The sequence below is a fragment of the Streptomyces sp. BRA346 genome (assembly GCF_052851135.1).
In genome coordinates, this window is sequence record NZ_JAIWIH010000059.1 from 1 (window position 1) to 17,695 (window position 17,695).

Consider the following 17,695-nt stretch of genomic DNA (forward strand, 5'->3'; position numbering starts at 1 on the left):
CGTAAGGACCGTCCGGAGGAGAGCGCGGCGGTTACCGCGCTCGCCCGTCTGCACGTGACCGGCATCGCCGTCGACTGGCGGACGTTCTACACCGGCACCAGCGCGCGGCAGGTCGAACTGCCCACCTACGCCTTCCAGCGGCAGCGGTACTGGCCCACCACCGCAGTCGACGCAGGGGACGTACGAGCCGCGGGGCTGGCCTCGGCACGGCATCCGTTGCTGGGCGCGGCGGTGTCGTTGGCCGACTCGGACGGTGTGGTGTTCTCCGGTCGCCTGTCGTTGGCCTCGCATCCGTGGCTGGCCGACCACACGATCATGGGCCGGATCCTGCTGCCGGGTACGGCGTTCGTGGAGTTGGCGATCCGGGCCGGTGACGAGGTCGGGAGTGGGCGGGTCGAGGAACTGACCCTGGCCGCACCGCTGGTGTTGCCCGAACGAAGCGCGGTGCAGATCCAGGTGCGAGTCGGCACGGCGGATGAGGACGGGCGGCGCACTGTCACCGTCCACTCGCGGCCCGATGACGACTCGGGCGCGCAGTGGACGCAGCACGCCGTCGGTGCGCTGACCGACGACCCTGTCGAATCCGTCGTCGGCTTCGATACGGCCGCCTGGCCGCCGGCGAGCGCCGAACCGATCGACCTCGACGACCATTACGCGCAGCTGGCCGAATCCGGGTTCGACTACGGACCGGTGTTCCGAGGTCTGCGGTCCGCGTGGCGGCTCGGCGACGAGGTGTTCGCCGAAGTCGCCCTGCCCGAAGGCCCCGATACCGCCGCCGTGGCCGATACCGGCATCGGCATGGACACCGACGTCGACGGGTTCGGCGCTCATCCCGCGCTCTTGGACGCGGTCCTGCACGTCGCCGGATTCACCGGCGCCGCGCAGGACGGCGAAGGGGGAGCTCTGCCGTTCTCCTGGGAGGGCGTGTCGCTGTTCGCCTCCGGCGCCACCTCGGTGCGGGCACGATTGTCGCGCACTGGGCAGGACAGGGTCACGGTCGAGGCCGTCGATACCGCGGGGCGGCCGGTCTTCACGGTGGATGGTCTCGTGGTCCGCACCGTCACCCCCGAACAACTCGGCACCGGCCCGGCAGTGGTCGGGGACTCCCTCTTCCGTACGGAGTGGACCGCGGTCACCGAGCAGGTCGGGACCGAAGCGCCCGAGGTGGCCGCGGTCGGCCTGGCGGACGACGTGACCGAGTTGTTGCGCTCTGCGGGGACCGAGGTCCGGGCGTACGCGTACCCGGATCTGGCGGCGTTGGCCGCGACCGAGAACCCGGTGCCGGACGTGGTGCTGGTCCAGCTGAACACCGAGCCCGACGCCGGGCGGGTGGAAGCCGTTCACGCCACGGTGTCGCACGCCCTGCGCCTGGCGCAGGACTGGCTGGCGGGGGAGCGGTTCACCGAATCCCGACTCGTCGTGCTGACGCGCAATGCCACCAGCGGCGATGATGTGGCAGCGGCCTCGGCGTGGGGCCTGATGCGCTCCGCGCAGACGGAGAATCCGGACCGGATCACGCTGCTGGACCTGGACCTGGACCTGGACCTGGACTTGGACCTGAGCGGTACGGAGGTTCCCGGACCGGTCCTGGCGCGGGCGCTGACGACGCCGGAGCCGGAACTGGCGATCCGTGAGGGTCACCTCCTCACGGCTCGGCTGGTACGGGCACAAGCGCCGGAGCCGGAGCAGACACCGGACCCGGACCCCCAACCGGAGCCCGGCGCGTCCTGGGCCGGTTCGGGCACGGTTCTGATCACGGGCGGCACCGGCGGTCTGGGTGCGGTGGTGGCCCGGCACCTGGCGGCCGAGCACGGCGTACGGGACCTGCTCCTGCTGTCCCGGCGGGGGATGGCTTCGCCGGGTGCTGAGCTGGGCGCCCGTGCCCAGGTGGTGGCCTGTGACGTGGCCGATCGGGATGCGCTGGCCGAGGTACTGGCCGGGCATGAGGTGTCCGCGGTGGTGCACAGCGCCGGGGTGCTGGACGACGGCATCATCGGTGGGCTGACTCCCGAGCGTGTCGATGCGGTGTTGCGTCCGAAGGTGGATGCGGCGTGGCATCTGCATGAGCTGACGCAGGGCTTGGGCTTGTCTGCGTTCGTGGTGTTCTCCTCCGCGGCGGGCACGTTGGGCAGTGCTGGGCAGGGAAGTTACGCCGCGGCGAATGCGTTCCTGGACGCGCTGGTGCGGTACCGGCGTGATCGGGGGCTGCCGGGTGTGTCGTTGGCCTGGGGCCCGTGGGAGCAGACCGATGGCATGCTCGGTGAGCTGAGCGCCGTCGACCGGGAGCGGATGCACCGCTCGGGATTCCCGCCGCTGTCCGTCGAGCAGGGGGTGGCGCTGTTCGACGCCGCCCTGGCCACGGCGGATCCGGTGCTGTTGCCGGTCCGCTTGGACCTGCCCGCCCTGCGGGCCCGCGCCGAGGTGCCGCCGCGACTGCGCGGCCTGGTCCGGAGCCGCCGCGCGGCAGGCCGGGCCGCCACGGACCCCGGCCTCGTACAACGGCTGGCCGGAATGGACGAGGCCGAACAACGCGATGCCCTGCTGGATCTGGTGTGCGGCCACGTGTCGGCGGTACTCGGGCATGATGGCGCGGCCGCGGTCGATCCGTCCCGCGCCTTCCGCGATCTCGGTTTCGATTCGCTGACGTCGGTGGAACTGCGCAACGCGCTGAGCACGGCGACCGGGCTGCGGCTTCCGGCCACGCTGGCCCTCGACTACCCGACGGCGAGCGAGCTCGCGGCTCATCTGCACACTCAGCTGGTGTCGGCGGAAGCCGAGGGCTCCGGCTCGATCCTCGCCACGCTGGACAAACTGGAGCAGGTGATCGCGAAGGTGAGCGTGGACGCCACGGCGCACAAGCAGATCGCGGGACGGATCGAAGTCCTCAGGTCACGGTGGGCCACACTGCGCGCCCAGGAGAACTCCGCCGAGCTCGACTTCGACGCCGCGTCGGATGACGAGATGTTCGCTTTCCTCGACGAGGAGCTCGGCGGATCGTAAACAGGATAGGGAAAACCCGAGACGTTCCCGTGGTAAACGGTTCGGCGGCGCCGGCGGGCATTCCCGCTGGGCGAACAGTGGAGAAGTTCCAATGACGCGAGGATCGCGCCTGACATAGCTTGGGTGCGAAGCCGTGGAAATTCTTCGCTCGCGGTAGCGCGATGCGTTCGTGCCGGGTCCGCTGAGCACGAGAAACCCGATACGTAGGCGGCGGATCAGTGGCGCGTGCCCGGTTCGTGAGCCGATGAGGCGATAAGGCGTGGGGCATGGTCAAAACGAGTGGCGATACGGCGGTCGAGGTGCGCGATCTTGTACGCGCCTATCCGGGGCGCAACGGAGAGCTGATCAAGGCCAATGACGGCCTGAGCTTCAGCGTGCCCCGCGGGCAGGTCTTCGGCCTCTTCGGCGCGAACGGCGCCGGTAAGACGACGCTGGTGTTGCAGCTGCTCGGACTCGTGCGGCCCACCTCAGGTTCGATCATGGTCAACGGCGTCGATGTGACCCGTTACCCGGAGACGGTGAAGTCCACTGTCGGCTTCCTGCCGCAGGCGGGGCTCTCCATGCGGCTGATCGAGACCCGTCGCGCTCTGCACTACACCGGCAGGCTGCGCGGCCAGAGCGAGGCCGACGCCCGCCGCCAGACCGACGCGCTGATCGACGAGCTGGGCCTCGGCCCGTACGCCGACCGTCAGGTGGAGCGGCTCAGCGGCGGGCTGATGCGCCTGGTGAACTTCGGCATGACGCTGATGGGCCACCCCGAGCTGATCGTGCTGGACGAGCCGACCAATGAGCTGGATCCGCACAACCGGCGTCTGATCTGGGAGATGATCGAGCGTCGCAGCACCCTTGAGGGCGCCACGGTCGTCCTGGTGACACACAACGTGCTGGAGGCCGAGAAGGCCGTGCACCGGGTCGCGGTGATGCACGGTGGCCGGATCACCGCGATGGGCACGCCCGGTGAACTCAAGGAGCAGATCGGCGCGCAGGCGCGGCTGGAGCTGTTCGTCCGCGACGGCGGCAGCCTCACCCCGGAGGAGATTTCGCGGCTCAGCACGGTCGGCGAGGTCAGCCAGGGTAGCCGCAGCGGCAGCTACCTGATCACCGCGGCGACGGACCGGCTCCAGCCGCTGATCGAGGTGCTGGTCACCGATGTCGGCGTGAAGCGTGTCGATGATTTCCGCTTCGCCCGTCCGACCCTGGAAGACGTCTACCTGACCCTGAACCCGAGACAGGACTCCGATGCCGCGGCCGCCAGGGAACTGGTGACGACTCCGGCGGGAGGCGGCGGTTCAGCGGAGAGCGGTGACGCGAGGAAGGCGGCGGCCGCCGCCGCGCCGAACGGCCACCGGCCGGCGGCCATGGAACTCCCCTCCGGCGAATCCCCCGCTGCCGAGCCCCCCGCTGCCGAGCTCCCCTCCGGCGAACCCCCCGTCGCCGAACCCCTCGTCGCCGAACCCCTCGTCGCCAAGCCCCCCGCCGCCGAACCCGCGGCGCCGGTCTCCGGGACGTCCCGCCGGGCCCGCGCCCGGGCCCAGTCCCAGGGCCGGGGCCGGATGCCCTTGCGGGAGCGGCTCGGCCGGTTCGGCACCTCGTTCAAGTACCTGTGGTTCGAGCACATGCTGACCGTCCGCACCTCCTGGCACGTGCACATGGTGTTCGGCATCTTCATGCCGCTGACGATGGTGTTCGGCTTCTCCCGGATCGGCTCCGGGCTGACCGACGAGCTGAGCCTGACGTACATCGCCAGTGGCTCCGGCGTGTTCGCGATCGCGGCACTGGGCACCACGGCGATCGCGCAGCGGATAGGTGCGATCAAGGCCGAGGGATCGATGCTGTATTACGCCTCCCTGCCGATCAGCAAGGTGGCGTTCGTGATGGCGTTCGTCGCCGCCCGCCTGCTGCTCATCGCGCCGGGCCTGGTGACCTCGCTGATCGCGGTGCGGCTGCTCTACGGCCTGGACTTGACGCTGTCGCCGATGCTCCTCATCGTCTATCCGCTGACCGCGCTCCCGCTCGCGGCGCTCGGCCTGGTCATCGGCAGCCTGATCGACCGCATCGAGCTGATCTCGATCGTCACCTACGTGCTGAACTTCGTCCTGCTGCTCGGCGCTCCTCTGCTCATCCCGGCCAAGGCCCTGCCGCTGCCGCTGAAAGCCCTGAGCTGGGTCATGCCCACCACCTACGGGTCGGACGCCATCCGGCGCAGTGTCAGTGACAACATCGATGCCACCTTCGGCCTCGACATCCTGGTGCTGACCGTGATGACGGCGCTCGCCCTCACCATCGCCGACCGGTCGCTGCGCTGGCGCGCCTCCTGACTCGCCCTCGCTCTTCGCCCCGGAGCCGAAGCCGGTGATTTCCCCAGTAGCGCTCCCGTAGCATCCTGGCCGGGCCGACGGGGGGCCCAGGCGTCCACCCCTCGGCGTGCGTGCTCTCGGGCATTCCGGCCGGCGGAATGTGGGGATGTCCACCACGGCGGATGGAACGGGAGCGATTGCGGTATGAGGTTCCGGGTGCTGGGTCCGCTGACTGTCCTCGGCCGAGGTGGCCCGGTGGCGCTGGGCGGGATCAAACAGCGCGCCGCACTCGGATTCCTCCTGCTGCACGCGAACCAGGTGGTGGCGACCAGCACCCTGCTGCGTGCCCTGTGGACGGGCAACCCGCCGCCCACGGCGCGGAAGATGCTGCAGAACGCGATCTCCAGCCTGCGCGGTCTGCTGTCCGCCGAGGACATCGAGGGCGAGGGCGGCGAGGGCGGCATCGCGGACCGCGGGGGCGGTGGGACCGGCGAGGGTGCCGCCCCCGCACCGATGCTGCTGACCCACGCGCCCGGCTACCTGCTCAGCGTGCACACCGACGCGCTGGATCTGACCGCCTACCAGGGGACGGCGGACAGGGGACGTGCCGAACTCGCGGCCGGGTCCTGGATCGCCGCGGCGAAGACCCTCCGGACGGCGCTGGAAATGTGGCAGGGCCCGGTCCTGGCGGACTTGGCCGAGGCCGGCGCGGACTGGCCGGAGCTGACCGGGATCCAGCAGGCGCGCCTCACCGTGCAGGAGGACCTGTTCGAGGCCGAGCTGGCTTGCGGCGGACATCACGAGGTGGTGCAGGAACTGGAGGCGCTGGTCGTCGCGGAGCCGGTACGGGAACGGCTGTGCGCCGAGTTGCTGCTGGCCCTCTACCGCTGTGGCCGCCAGGTGGACGCGCTGGAGCTCTACCGCCGTACGAGGACCGCGTTCGCCGACAAGCTGGGCCTGGAGCCCGGCCGCGTACTGCGGGACATGGAGCGGGCGATCCTCGAACACGATCCGGTGCTGTCCCAGCCCGACGCGCTGGGGATCATCGCTCAGGAGAGTGAGGTCAAGCGCGGCGGCCCGCCCGCCCAGCTCTCCCGCAGGACGCCGCCGCAGCCCGCTCCGCCGCCCCGGCTCGCACCGGCCGGTGCCGGGTCCGCCGGCCGACGGACGGCCCCGCCACGACCGGCGCGGGCCGAGACCGGCACCCCGCCCGCCATCGTCGGGATGGCGCGGCACGTGGCGGCGCGCAGGTCCACCCCGCCGGCCCCGTCGGGCGGCGGCCTCACCGAGCAGCGCAAGCAGCTGAGCATGCTGCTGGTGCGCACCCATCCCGGCGGAAGCCCGCAGGGCGCCCCCCAAGACGCCGCGCAGCCGGCCGGCTGCCTCACGGCCACCATCCGTGAGGAGATCGAACGCCACGGCGGCAAGGTCTCCGGCGTGATCGGTCCCGTCACCTTCGCCCTGTTCGGTGTTCCCCGTACCGGGGAGGACGACGCGGCCCGCGCCGTGCAGGCCGGGCTGGCCATCCGGGACCGGCTCGGCTGCCGGGGACCGGGCCGCCCAGACCCCACCGGTCAGGCGCCGGCCCCGGCGCGCGCGGAGACCGCGGTCCGGGTGGCCGTGGCGACCGGCGAGGTGCTCGTCACCTGCGCGGCGGACGGCACCGGTGCGATCCCCGTGGTCAGCGGCGCCGTCCCGGAGAGCTGCATGGAGCTGCTGGAAACCGTGCCCCCGGGCGGCATCCGGGTGTGCGCGGCCACGCGCAGGAGCAGCGAGCGCACCGTCGAGTACGAGCCGGTCGAGGAGCCGGGCGGGGGATCCGAACCCGTCGTCGTCCGCCCCGATCACGCCCGTGCGGGCGGGCCGCCTGCCCTGATGGGCCGTGAGCGCGAGGTCGAGCAGCTGCGCGGGCTGCTCGACGACGTACGCCGACGGCGGCGTCCCCACTTCCTGACCGTGCTCGGTGAGCCGGGCCTGGGCAAGAGCAGGCTGGTCGCCGAACTCGTCGCCATGGCCGGGCGCGGCTCCGGCGAGTTCACCGTGCTGACCGGGCGCGGATCGTTCCCCGACCGGGGCGCCCCGCTGGACCCCCTCCGGCGGATCGTGGCCGCGGCGGCCGGGATCGAGCCGAGTGACTCCGCCGCCTCGGGGGACGACAAGCTGGCCCGCACGGTCCACCGTCTGTTCGGCACCGGTGAGACGGGCACCGGGATGCTGGCGCGGCTGCGGGAGCTGCTCCGGTCCGAGGGCCAGGATGCGGTCGCCCTGACGGCGGACGGTGAGGTGTGGCGGCGGCTCTTGGCCGAACTCGCCGCGGAACGGCCCCTGGTGGTCGTCTTCGAGGACGCGCATCTCGCCGACGCGTCTGTGCTGGACTTCATCCAGTACCTGGGCGACACCGCGGGCACCGTGCCGATGCTCGTGGCGGTGACCGCCCGGCCCGAACTGCTCGACGCCCGGCCGGGCTGGGGCGGTGGCCTGCGCGACGCCCTCACCCTCACCCTGGACCCGCTGTCGGCGGAGGGCACCGCCGGGCTGCTGGCCGCCCTGCTCGCGCGCGATGGGTACACACTGCCTCGCGAGTTGCGGCAGGAACTGCTCACGCGGATCGGCGGGAACCCGCTGTTCGCCGTCGAGTACGCCCATGAGCTGCGGGAGCGGCCCCTGCCCGGATCGGCCGTACCGCCGGTGCCGGAATACGTGCACCGGGTGATCGCGTCCCGGGTGGATACGGTGCCGCCGGATGCCAAGGCCGTGCTGGTCAACGCCTCGGCGCTCGGTGGGGTGTTCAGCGCCGAGAGCGTCGCGGCCGTCGGCGACGGGGACCGGGCGGAAGCCGCGAAGTGGCTGGACTGTCTGGAGCGGCGCGACCTCCTGCGGCGCTCTCGGCACGGTTCCCCGGCCGGGGAAACCCAGTACGCCTTCCGGTATCCGGCCATCCGCGATGTGGTGGACTCGCTGGTTTCCCCCTCGATGCGCGAGGAAAAGCTGCGGCGTGCGGTCTCCTGGAGTGGCCGGACACCGTGATTCTCCCGGAGCGGGACGACCTGAATTCCTTGGCGAGCGATGGTTCGGGTGACGGTTACCCGCCGATGGAAACGAGGAACTGGGTAAGCGCCGCGGAATCGCATACCGTCGGATGCACCGGCGGCGGAAAAGCGCGCTGAATACTCAGGAAAACACTGAGTGCGAGGCCGGACCATAGCGATGGTCGGAGCGCTCGGGCGGTGTGATCCTCCCGTTCTCGCCCGCGATTGTCCGCGGCAGCCGACTCCGCTCCCGCGTGGAAAGGAATAGTTGTGCGCATTCTGTGCAGCATCGCGCTGTCGCCCTCGAACGCGCGTGCCCTGCTTCCCCTGGCACGGGCGGCGGCCGAGGCGGGCCACGAGGTCCTGGTGGTGTCGCCGCCGGAGATGGCCGATGTGTTCGACGGTGAGCCGATGCGGGTCAAGCCGCTGTTCACCGACATGGCCGAGATCGTGCTCCGCCTGCTGCAGGAGAAGCGGATCGAGGCGATGCCCAGTGATCCGTTCGCGCCCGAGACGCTCGTCGCCACCTCCTGCGGGCCGCACGTCACGGACGCCTACCGGCAACTGCTGGAGGCCGCCCACGAGTTCCGCCCGGACATCGTGCTGCGCAGCGGTGTCGAGTTCGCCGGCTACCTGGTCGCCGAGACGCTCGGCATCCCGCACGTCACCGCCCCGTCGGGCGGCGGGCAGTACCTGGACCCCAAGCTGGTGCTGGCGGAGCTGAACGAACGCCGCTCGGAGCTGGGCCTGCCCGCCGGGGCCGAGCCGGAGGCCATCTACGCCAACGGCCGCTTCGACTGCATGCCGCCGGACTACTCGTTCGCCACCTACGACATCCCGGACACCTTCGCCTACCAGCAGCCGTCGAGCATCGTCCGCGACGAGACCGGGCCCGAGTGGCTTCAGGACATCCCCACCGACCGCCCGCTGGTCGTGGTGTCCAGCACCAACGTGTTCGCCTCGGTGATGTCCAGCAGTGTGTTCCCGCGCATCCTGGGCCTGTTCTTCGACGGACTGGTCGCCGGGCACATGTTCGAGGGTATGGGCGATGTCCAGGTCGATCCCGCCGTCATGGTCGACGCCCTGATGCAGGGCGACGCCAACCCCCTCAACGCGATCGTCAAGGGACTGTCCGAAGTGGACTGCACCGCGATCGTCGCCACCCGTGGCATGCCGCTCAACCAGGACGTCGTCGGCGACAACATACGCGTCTTCGAGCGCATCCCGCAGCCGCTGCTGCTGGAGAGCGCCCAGCTGCTGTTCACCCACGGCGGCTACAACAGCGTCCGCGAAGCGGTCAGGGCCGGCGTGCCGATGGCCGTGCTCCCCGAGGTCAGCGACCAGCTGCACAACGCCAACCGGGTCGAGGAACTCGGGCTCGGGCTGCGCGTCCCCGCGGCGAACGCGGACGCCGTCGCCGAGACCTGCACCCGGCTGCTGGAGGACCCGAGGTTCGCCCAGCAGGCGCGTAAGGCCCAGCGGCGCATGCTCTCGCTGCCTCCGGTGGACGCCGCCGTCGACCATCTCGCACGACTCGTCGGCTGACACACGGAACACGGCCGATTCACCTTACGAAAGATTGGAGACGGGCAGATGGAAGCGCAGTTCCTTCAGGCGTTCTACGACCTGGCCTCGTGGATACGACTGTCCCCGCTGCTGAACAACGGGCCGTACCTGCCGTTCTCCGTGGTCTCACTGCGGCCCAGCGCCATGATCAAGGTGCTGGACGACATCGCCCTGCGGGACCGCAAGGTCCTCCTGGAGTGCGGCAGCGGCACCTCGACGGTGATGTTCGCACGGATGATGGCGCAGCGTGGCTACGGGCACATGCTGTCGCTGGAGCACGACGGGGAGTGGGCCGACCGGGTCGCCACGCAGCTGGCCGCCGAGGGCCTTTCCGAGGTGGCGACGGTCATCCACGCGCCGCTGGAGGAGCACCCCGCCGCGGTGAAGGACGTGGACTGGTACGCGCCCAAGACGGTCACCGAAGAGGTCGGGGCCTACACCGAGAAGCACGGCCCGGTCGACCTGCTGCTGGTGGACGGGCCACCCGGCTGGGAGCGGGGGCGCACGATGGCCCGCTACCCCGCGGTCCCGGTGCTGTGGGACTTCCTCGCCCCCGGGGCGAGCGTGCTGCTCGACGACGTGAACCGCGCCGGGGGCAAGGAGATCACCGAGCGGTGGAAGGAGGAGTGCGGGCTCGACATGCAGCTCGACCCCTTCGGCACCCGCGGCGCCTTCGGCACCGTCCCCGTCTGACCACCTGGACATTCGCACCGCACCGAGGAGGAAACGCTCATGCTGGCCATGAACGGCGGGCCGAAAGTGCGCACCGCGCCCTTTCCCGACTGGCCGCAGTTCGACGACTCGGAGCGCGCAGCCGTGGTGCGGGCGCTGGACCAGGGGTCCTGGTGGCGCCACGGCGGCAAGGAAGTGGACCTCTTCGAAAAAGAGTTCGCCGAGTTCCATGACGCGCCCGCCGCGCTCGCGGTGACCAACGGTTCACATGCTCTCGAACTCGCGCTGGAGGTCATCGGGCTGCGGCCCGGTGACGAGGTGATCGTGCCCGCGTACACGTTCATCGCCACCTCCACCGCGGTCCAGCGCCGTGGCGGGATCCCCGTGCCGGTGGACGTGGACCCCGTCACCTTCTGCCTGGATCCCGCCGGACTCGAAGCGGTGGTGACCGAACGCACCCGGGCGGTCATCCCGGTCCACATCGGCGGCCACATCGCCGACATGGACGCCATCACCGCCTGGGCGGACCCCCGTGGGATCACGGTGATCCAGGACGCGGCGCAGGCGCACGGCGCCAGGTGGCGCGGCCGGGGACTCGGCCAGCTCGGCTCCATGGCCACCTTCTCCTTCCAGGAGACCAAGGTCGTGACCGCCGGCGAGGGCGGCGCCCTGCTGCTGCCGACCGAGGAGAGCTACGAGGAGGCGCGCACGCGCCACAACTGCGGCCGGGCCCGCGACCTGAGCCTGCGCACCGCCTCGTCCAACTACCGAATGTCCGAGCTCACCGGGGCGGTGCTCCGGGTGCAGCTCGGCCGCCTCGCCGCGCAGACGGAGCAACGCGAGCGCCGGCACGAGAAGCTCGCCGCGGCACTGTCCGGCATCCCCGGGATCATCCCCCAGGGACGCGACGAACGGTGCACCGTCAATCCGCACTACATGACCATGTTCGTCCTGGACCCCGGGGAACTCGGCGGCCTGGACCGGGACACCGTGGCCCACGCCCTGCTCGCGGAGGGCATCCCCGCCTTCGGCGGCAACCCGGCGATCCACCGCACCGAGGCGTTCTGGACCGCCAGGACCGGCGACGAATCGGTCGAGGACATCGCCCGGCGCTGCCCGAACGCGGAGCGGCTCGGACATCGCGGACTCATGATCCCGCACCAGGTCCTGCTGGGCGGGGACCAGGAGATCGATGACGTCGTGGAGGGCGTGGCCAAAGTCCTCGCCGAACTTCCGCGCAGCGGCGCAGGACAGCCCTGACAAGACCGGATGCCCCGAACAACCATGCCCTGAGCGGCGGTTTCACAGGATGGGAAGACTCAAGCGATGACTAGCGAAAACCCGGCAGGCCGCAGTTTCGAAGTCCTTGTCGTCGGCAACGGCGTGCTGGGCCTGTCCCTGGGCCTGGCCCTCGCCCGGCGCGGCACCAGGGTCGCCGTGCTCGGCCGGGGAGACCGGCCGTGGGCCGCCTCCACCGCTGCGGGTGCCATGCTCGGCGCGTTCGGCGAGGTGACCACGACGCTCCTCAAGAGCGAACAGGGCCGCGGCAAGCTCGACCTCGGCGTACAGGCGAGCAAGCTCTGGGCCGACTGGCTCGCCGGGCTCGCCGAGGACACCGGGAAGACCGAGGACCTCCGCGTCGCCGACGGCACGGTCATGCTGCTCAACTCCGTCGGCGTCCCCGGCATCGACTCCGCCAACTACACGGCCATCCGGGAGACCCTCGAGCGGTACGAGGAGCCGTACGAGGACATCGACCCGGCCGACATCGAGTGGCTCGACCCCAACCCGACCACCCGCCCGTTGATGGGCATGTTCGTGCCCGGTGAGCACGCGGTGAACGCGGACGGTCTGCTGGAGCGGCTCGAGGACGCGTACGTCAAGGCCGGCGGCGTGCTGGTCGCCGGGTTCGGCGAGGAGTTGGTGACGTCCGGCGGCAAGATCACCGGCGTCCGGCTCACCACGGGCGACACCGTCTCCGCCGGCCAGGTGGTGCTCGCCGCCGGCGCCGCCTCCCAGGCCCTGCTCGACACCGTGCCCGGCGTCGCCGCCCGCATACCGCGGCTGTGCGCCGGAGTCGGCGTCTCCGTCGTGGCCCGCATCGACCCGGACAAGCCCGCCCCGACCAGCGTGCTGCGCACGCCGAACCGCGCCTTCGCCTGCGGCCTGCACCTGGTGCCGCGCGGCCGCGGTGAGGTCTATCTCGGCGCCACGAACGCGATCGAGCCGGAGCCGGCGGACGCGCCGAGCATCCGCGACACCACCTTCCTGCTGCACTGCGCACTGCGCCAGCTGCGCAGGGACCTCGACACCAGTGGCATGGCGAAGGTCCAGGTCGGCAACCGCCCCGTGGCCTTCGACGGCTTCCCGCTCATCGGCGAGACCAGCCTGGACGGCCTGTGGATGATGACCGGCACCTACCGCGACGGCCTCCACCTGTCGCCGCTGCTCGCCCAGGAGATGACCCGCCGCCTGCTCGGCGAGGAGCCGGAGCACGACCTGAGCACGTTCAGCCCGGTCCGCGCGCCGATCCAGGCGCAGAGCCGTGCGGACATCGTGGACACCGCCGTGGTGCACCTGCTCGCCACCGGCTACGAGGACGAGTGGACCATCCCGAACGCCTGGCCGAAGGTCATCGAGGCCCAACTGCGCGCCGACTACGCCAAGTTCGCCGACGAGGTGGACGACGACTACACGCCGCCCGCCGAGATCCTCGCCAAGGCCCGGATGAACCCCGAGTTCCTCAAGGCGATCCGCGAGTACTACACGGCCGTCCGGTCCGCGGTCTGATCCGTTCCGGCGCGCAGCGCCAGGGCCAGGACGAGGCCCGGCACACGCACACAGCACCCAGCACCCAGCACCCAGGACGAGGACAAGGAGCGCGCAAGCATGAGCCGACCCGAACTCCCCACCGAAGTCGACCTGCTCGTCGTCGGTAGCGGCCCGGTGGGATCGGCCATCGCTCGCAGAGTCCACGAAGCGGTCCCGTCCGCGCGGATCCTCATGGCCGACTTGGGCCCGCGCCTGACCGGGGAAGCCGGTCTGCACCTGAGCAACCTCCCCGCCCAGGAGCGGGGGGAGTTGCAGGCCAAGTCCCAGGGGCGCGATCCCCGGACCGCGCCGGGCGAGGACCAGGCGCTGGTCAAGAAGTACGCCGACCGCGGCACGCACCTGGTCGCACCACGGCGTGAGGAGCAGCCGGAACAGGAGGGCATGCCCGCCGCGGTGATGTCCAGCAACGTCGGCGGCATGGGTGTGCACTGGGCATGCACCGCCCCGCGTCCGCTGGACAGCGAGCGCGTCCCGTTCCTCCCCGACGAGGAACTCGACGCCGCGCTGGGGGTGGCCGAGGACCTCCTCTCGGTCACCCAGGATGCCTTCGAGGACACCGCGGGCGGTCAGCTCGTACTCAAGACGCTGAGCGAACTGTTCGACGGCGACTACCCCGACGGCAGGCACGTCCAGCCCATGCCGCTCGCCTGCACCCCGCGTTCCGGGGCGCTGCCGCGATGGGCGGGCCCGGACGTGGTCCTCGGGCCCCTCGCCCACGGTGGCGACGGCCGGTTCGGGATCGCGGCGGACACCATCTGCCGCCGCGTGCTGTTCGAGGACGGCCGGGCCGTCGGCGCGGTGCTGCAACACCTGCCCAGCGGCGCGGAGTTCAAGGTGGGGGCCCGAGCCGTGGCGGTGGCCGCGGACGCGCTGCGCACCCCGCAGCTGCTGTGGGCCTCCGGCATCCGGCCGCACGCGCTCGGCCGCTACCTCAACGACCAGCCCAAGACGGTGAGTTCCGTGCAGGTCAAGGACGGTCCCGCCGCAGGGATCGAGGCGCGCGGCTCGGTGGACTTCACCGGCGACATCCGCGACCTGGAGACCGGCCGGTTCTGGGTGCCGTTCGCCGACCCCGGCAGGACGAGCCACGGGCAGGTCATGACGCTGGACACCTCGCCGATCGACGGCGTCGATCCGGAGCTGTTCGTCGGCATGGTCTGGTACGGGGCCAAGGAGATCCAGGCGAGCGACCGGGTGGAGTTCTCCACCACCGAGGCCGACGCCTACGGGATGCCGAAGATGACCATCCACTACTCGCTGACCGAGCGCGACCGTGAGGGGATCGCACGCGCCCGGGCCGACCAGGAGAAGATCGCGGCCAGGCTGGGCGACTTCCTGCCCGGCAACGAACCGGAACTGTTCCCGGCCGGCAGCTCCAAGCACTACCAGGGAACGGTCCGCATGGGCGCGGCGGACGACGGCACCTCGGTCTGCGACTCGTTCTCCCGCGTGTGGGGTTTCGAGAACCTCTACGTCGGCGGCAACGGAGTCATCCCCACCTCCACCGCCGTCAATCCGACGCTGACCAGCGTGGCCCTGGCCGTCCGCGCCGCGGAATCGATCAGCGCCCTGCTCACCCGCGAAATCTGTTGACCCCGGACCCGACCCTTCGAGAAAACGAGGTGGCTGCCCGTGCGCCGGCACAACATCGCTGTCATCGGCACCGGTTACGTAGGGCTGACCGCCGGTGCCTGTCTGGCCTCGCTGGGGCACCGGGTGGTGTGCGCGGACGTGGACCCGGCCAAGGTCGAGCGGCTGTCCCGCGGCGAGGTGACGATCCGGGAGGAGTCCCTCCCCGAACTCGTGCGCGCCGGCCTCGACTCCGGCCTGCTGACCTTCGTCCTGGGAGCCGGGGAAGCAGTACGCGAGGCGGACACGGTGTTCTCCTGCGTCGGCACACCGATGAGCCAGGACGGTGATCTGGACATGACCGCGGTGGACGCGGTCATCGATGAGATCCGGGACCGGCTGCGTCCCGGCTGCGTACTGGTCACCAAGTCCACCGTGCCGGTGGGCACCGCGGCGCGGCTGACCCGGCGGCTCGGCCGCCCGGACGTGCAGGTGGCGAGCAACCCGGAGTTCCTGCGCGAGGGCACCTCCGTACACGACTTCCTGCACCCCGACCGCATCGTCGTCGGGGCCGAGTCCCGCGAGGCCGCCGAGCACGTGGCCGCCCTCTACGCGAAGCTGGACGCCCCGATGATGATCACCGACGCCGCGAGCGCCGAGCTGATCAAGTACGCGGCGAACTGCTTCCTCGCGGTGAAACTGTCCTACGTCAACGTCATCGCGGAACTGTGCGAGCGGGTGGGTGCCGACATCGGGCAGGTCACCACCGCCCTGGGCAAGGACCACCGGATCGGCGGCGCGTTCCTGCGGCCCGGTCCCGGCTGGGGCGGCTCGTGCCTGCCCAAGGACACCCGCGCCATGCTCAGGGCGGCGGAGTCCGCGGACATCGACTTCCGGCTGCTGCGTGCCGCCATCGACGTCAACGTCCACCAGCGCGAGCGCATCACCGACAAGATCGCGCGAGTCTGCGGCACCGACTCCGCGGCCCCGCTCGACGGCGTTCGGCTCGGTGTACTCGGGCTCACCTTCAAGGCGGGTACCGACGATCTGCGGGACTCCCCGGCGACCGCCATCGCCCAGGAGCTGTCCCGGCTCGGTGCCGAACTCGTCGCCTACGACCCGGCGCTGAGTACGGGCAGCCACCCGCCGGAGCCGGTGCCCGGCGTCACCATCGTCGACGACCCGTACCAGGCGGCCAAGGGCGCGGCGGGCCTGGTGCTCTTCACTGAATGGCCGGAATTCCGTGACCTGGACTGGAGCCGCATGGCCGCCGTCCTGGACCGGGCGGTGATCGTGGACACCCGCAACCACCTCGACCCCGAAGCGCTGCGCACGGCCAGGATCGCCTGGCACGGAGTAGGCGTACGCCCGGTCGTGCACCCCGCCCCCGGGCTTCCGTCGCCCGGGCCTCGCTGACGGGTCACACCCCCGACACCTCCGTCCCCGGTTCAAGGAAAGGTTCGCCCCGATGAGGGTTCTGTGCAGTATCACCGGATCGACCTCGCACGCGCGTGCTTCGCTTCCGCTGGTGCGCGCGCTCGCGGAGGCCGGGCACGACGTCCTCGTGGTCACCGCGGCCCAGCTGGTGCCCGTGTTCGACGGCGAGGCCGCGCGGGTGACAGGGGTGTTCACCGACATCACCCAGCAGGGCATGCGGCTGCTCCTGGAGGGCAGGCTGCCGATCCCGGCGGAGTTCAGCCGCTTCGCCCACGACCTGTGGGCCACCCTGGGCTGCGGTCCCCAGCTCCACGAGGCGTACGGCCTGCTGCTGCCGATCGCCCGCGACTTCCGGCCCGACGTCATCCTCCGCGACGGCTATGAGTTCGCCGCCCTGCTCGCAGCGGAGGCGCTGGGCGTCCCGCACGTCCCTGCTCCGTCGGGCTCCGGGCAGTTCCTCGACCCCGAGCTGATTCTGCCGATGCTGAACGACCGTCGCCGGGAGGCCGGCCTGCCCCCGTCGGACGACCCGGTGTCGGTGTACCGGCACGGGCGGTTCGACTGCATGCCGGTGACGTACTCCTTCGCCCGCCCCGTCGCCCCCGAGGCGGTGGCCTACCGGCAGCCGCGCACCGTCACCCGCGGCGAGGCCCTGCCCGACTGGCTGCACGAGCTGCCCGCCGACCGGCCGCTGGTCCTCGCCTCACTGGGCACCGGACTGCCCGGCACCGTACTGGGCTTCCTGGACAAGGCCCGGCAGATCGGCGCTCCCGTCCCCGAGTACGATCCGGCCGAACCGTTGAACACCGTCGTCCGGGCGCTGTCCACCGTGGACTGCTCGGCCGTGGTGTCCACCCTCGGCATGCCGGTGGACGAGGACCTGGCCGCGGACAACGTGCGGGTGGTCGACCGCTTCCCGCAGCAGCTTCTGCTGGAACGGGCGGCGCTGTTCCTCACCCACGGCGGCTACAACAGCATCCGGGAGTCCGTACGCGCCGGAGTGCCGATGGCCGTACGGCCCATGTTCGGCGACCAGAAGTACAACGCCGAGCGGGTAGCGGAGCTCGGCCTTGGCGCACACGTGTCCGAACGCGGCCCGGAGGCTATGGCGCAGGCGTGCCACCGACTGCTCGACGACCCGCCGGTGACCGCCGTGGCGCAGCGCGCTCAGAAGGAGATGCTCGCACTGCCCGGCGTCGAGGTCGCCGTGGCTCATCTTGAGCGCCTGGCCTCCTGACTCACTCCCTCCTCGTCGCCGCCCAGGCGGCCAACCCTTCTCTCGCTACTGAATTC

At 71.2% G+C, this 17,695-nt stretch carries 10 protein-coding genes; all 10 read left to right on the forward strand.

Going from position 1 to position 17,695, the window contains the following annotated elements:
* A partial coding sequence (locus LCH29_RS40770) for a type I polyketide synthase (protein WP_446466733.1) occupies positions 1–3,000 on the forward strand: 3,000 nt, incomplete at its 5' end.
* 266 nt (positions 3,001–3,266) lie between these two features.
* On the forward strand, positions 3,267–5,318 hold the full coding sequence (locus LCH29_RS40775) for an ABC transporter ATP-binding protein/permease (RefSeq protein WP_446466734.1): 2,052 nt from the start codon (positions 3,267–3,269) through the stop codon (positions 5,316–5,318).
* A gap of 183 nt (positions 5,319–5,501) precedes the next feature.
* Positions 5,502–8,324, forward strand: a complete 2,823-nt coding sequence (locus LCH29_RS40780; RefSeq protein WP_446466735.1) for a BTAD domain-containing putative transcriptional regulator — start codon at positions 5,502–5,504, stop codon at positions 8,322–8,324.
* 272 nt (positions 8,325–8,596) lie between these two features.
* Positions 8,597–9,871, forward strand: coding sequence for a glycosyltransferase (locus LCH29_RS40785; protein WP_039936379.1), 1,275 nt, complete (start codon positions 8,597–8,599; stop codon positions 9,869–9,871).
* Between the two features lie 48 nt (positions 9,872–9,919).
* A complete protein-coding gene (locus tag LCH29_RS40790) occupies positions 9,920–10,585 on the forward strand; it encodes a class I SAM-dependent methyltransferase (RefSeq protein WP_039936378.1) in 666 nt (221 codons plus the stop codon).
* A gap of 39 nt (positions 10,586–10,624) precedes the next feature.
* Positions 10,625–11,824 (forward strand): DegT/DnrJ/EryC1/StrS family aminotransferase, encoded by a 1,200-nt coding sequence (locus LCH29_RS40795; protein ID WP_446466736.1) that lies wholly within the window; start codon positions 10,625–10,627, stop codon positions 11,822–11,824.
* 66 nt (positions 11,825–11,890) lie between these two features.
* Positions 11,891–13,354, forward strand: coding sequence for an NAD(P)/FAD-dependent oxidoreductase (locus tag LCH29_RS40800; protein WP_446466737.1), 1,464 nt, complete (start codon positions 11,891–11,893; stop codon positions 13,352–13,354).
* Positions 13,355–13,453: 99 nt separating this feature from the next.
* A complete protein-coding gene (locus LCH29_RS40805) occupies positions 13,454–14,989 on the forward strand; it encodes a GMC family oxidoreductase (protein ID WP_446466738.1) in 1,536 nt (511 codons plus the stop codon).
* A 39-nt stretch (positions 14,990–15,028) separates the two neighbouring features.
* A complete protein-coding gene (locus LCH29_RS40810; RefSeq protein WP_446466739.1) occupies positions 15,029–16,381 on the forward strand; it encodes a UDP-glucose dehydrogenase family protein in 1,353 nt (450 codons plus the stop codon).
* Between the two features lie 112 nt (positions 16,382–16,493).
* Positions 16,494–17,639 (forward strand): glycosyltransferase, encoded by a 1,146-nt coding sequence (locus tag LCH29_RS40815; RefSeq protein ID WP_446466740.1) that lies wholly within the window; start codon positions 16,494–16,496, stop codon positions 17,637–17,639.
* Positions 17,640–17,695 lie beyond the last annotated feature (56 nt).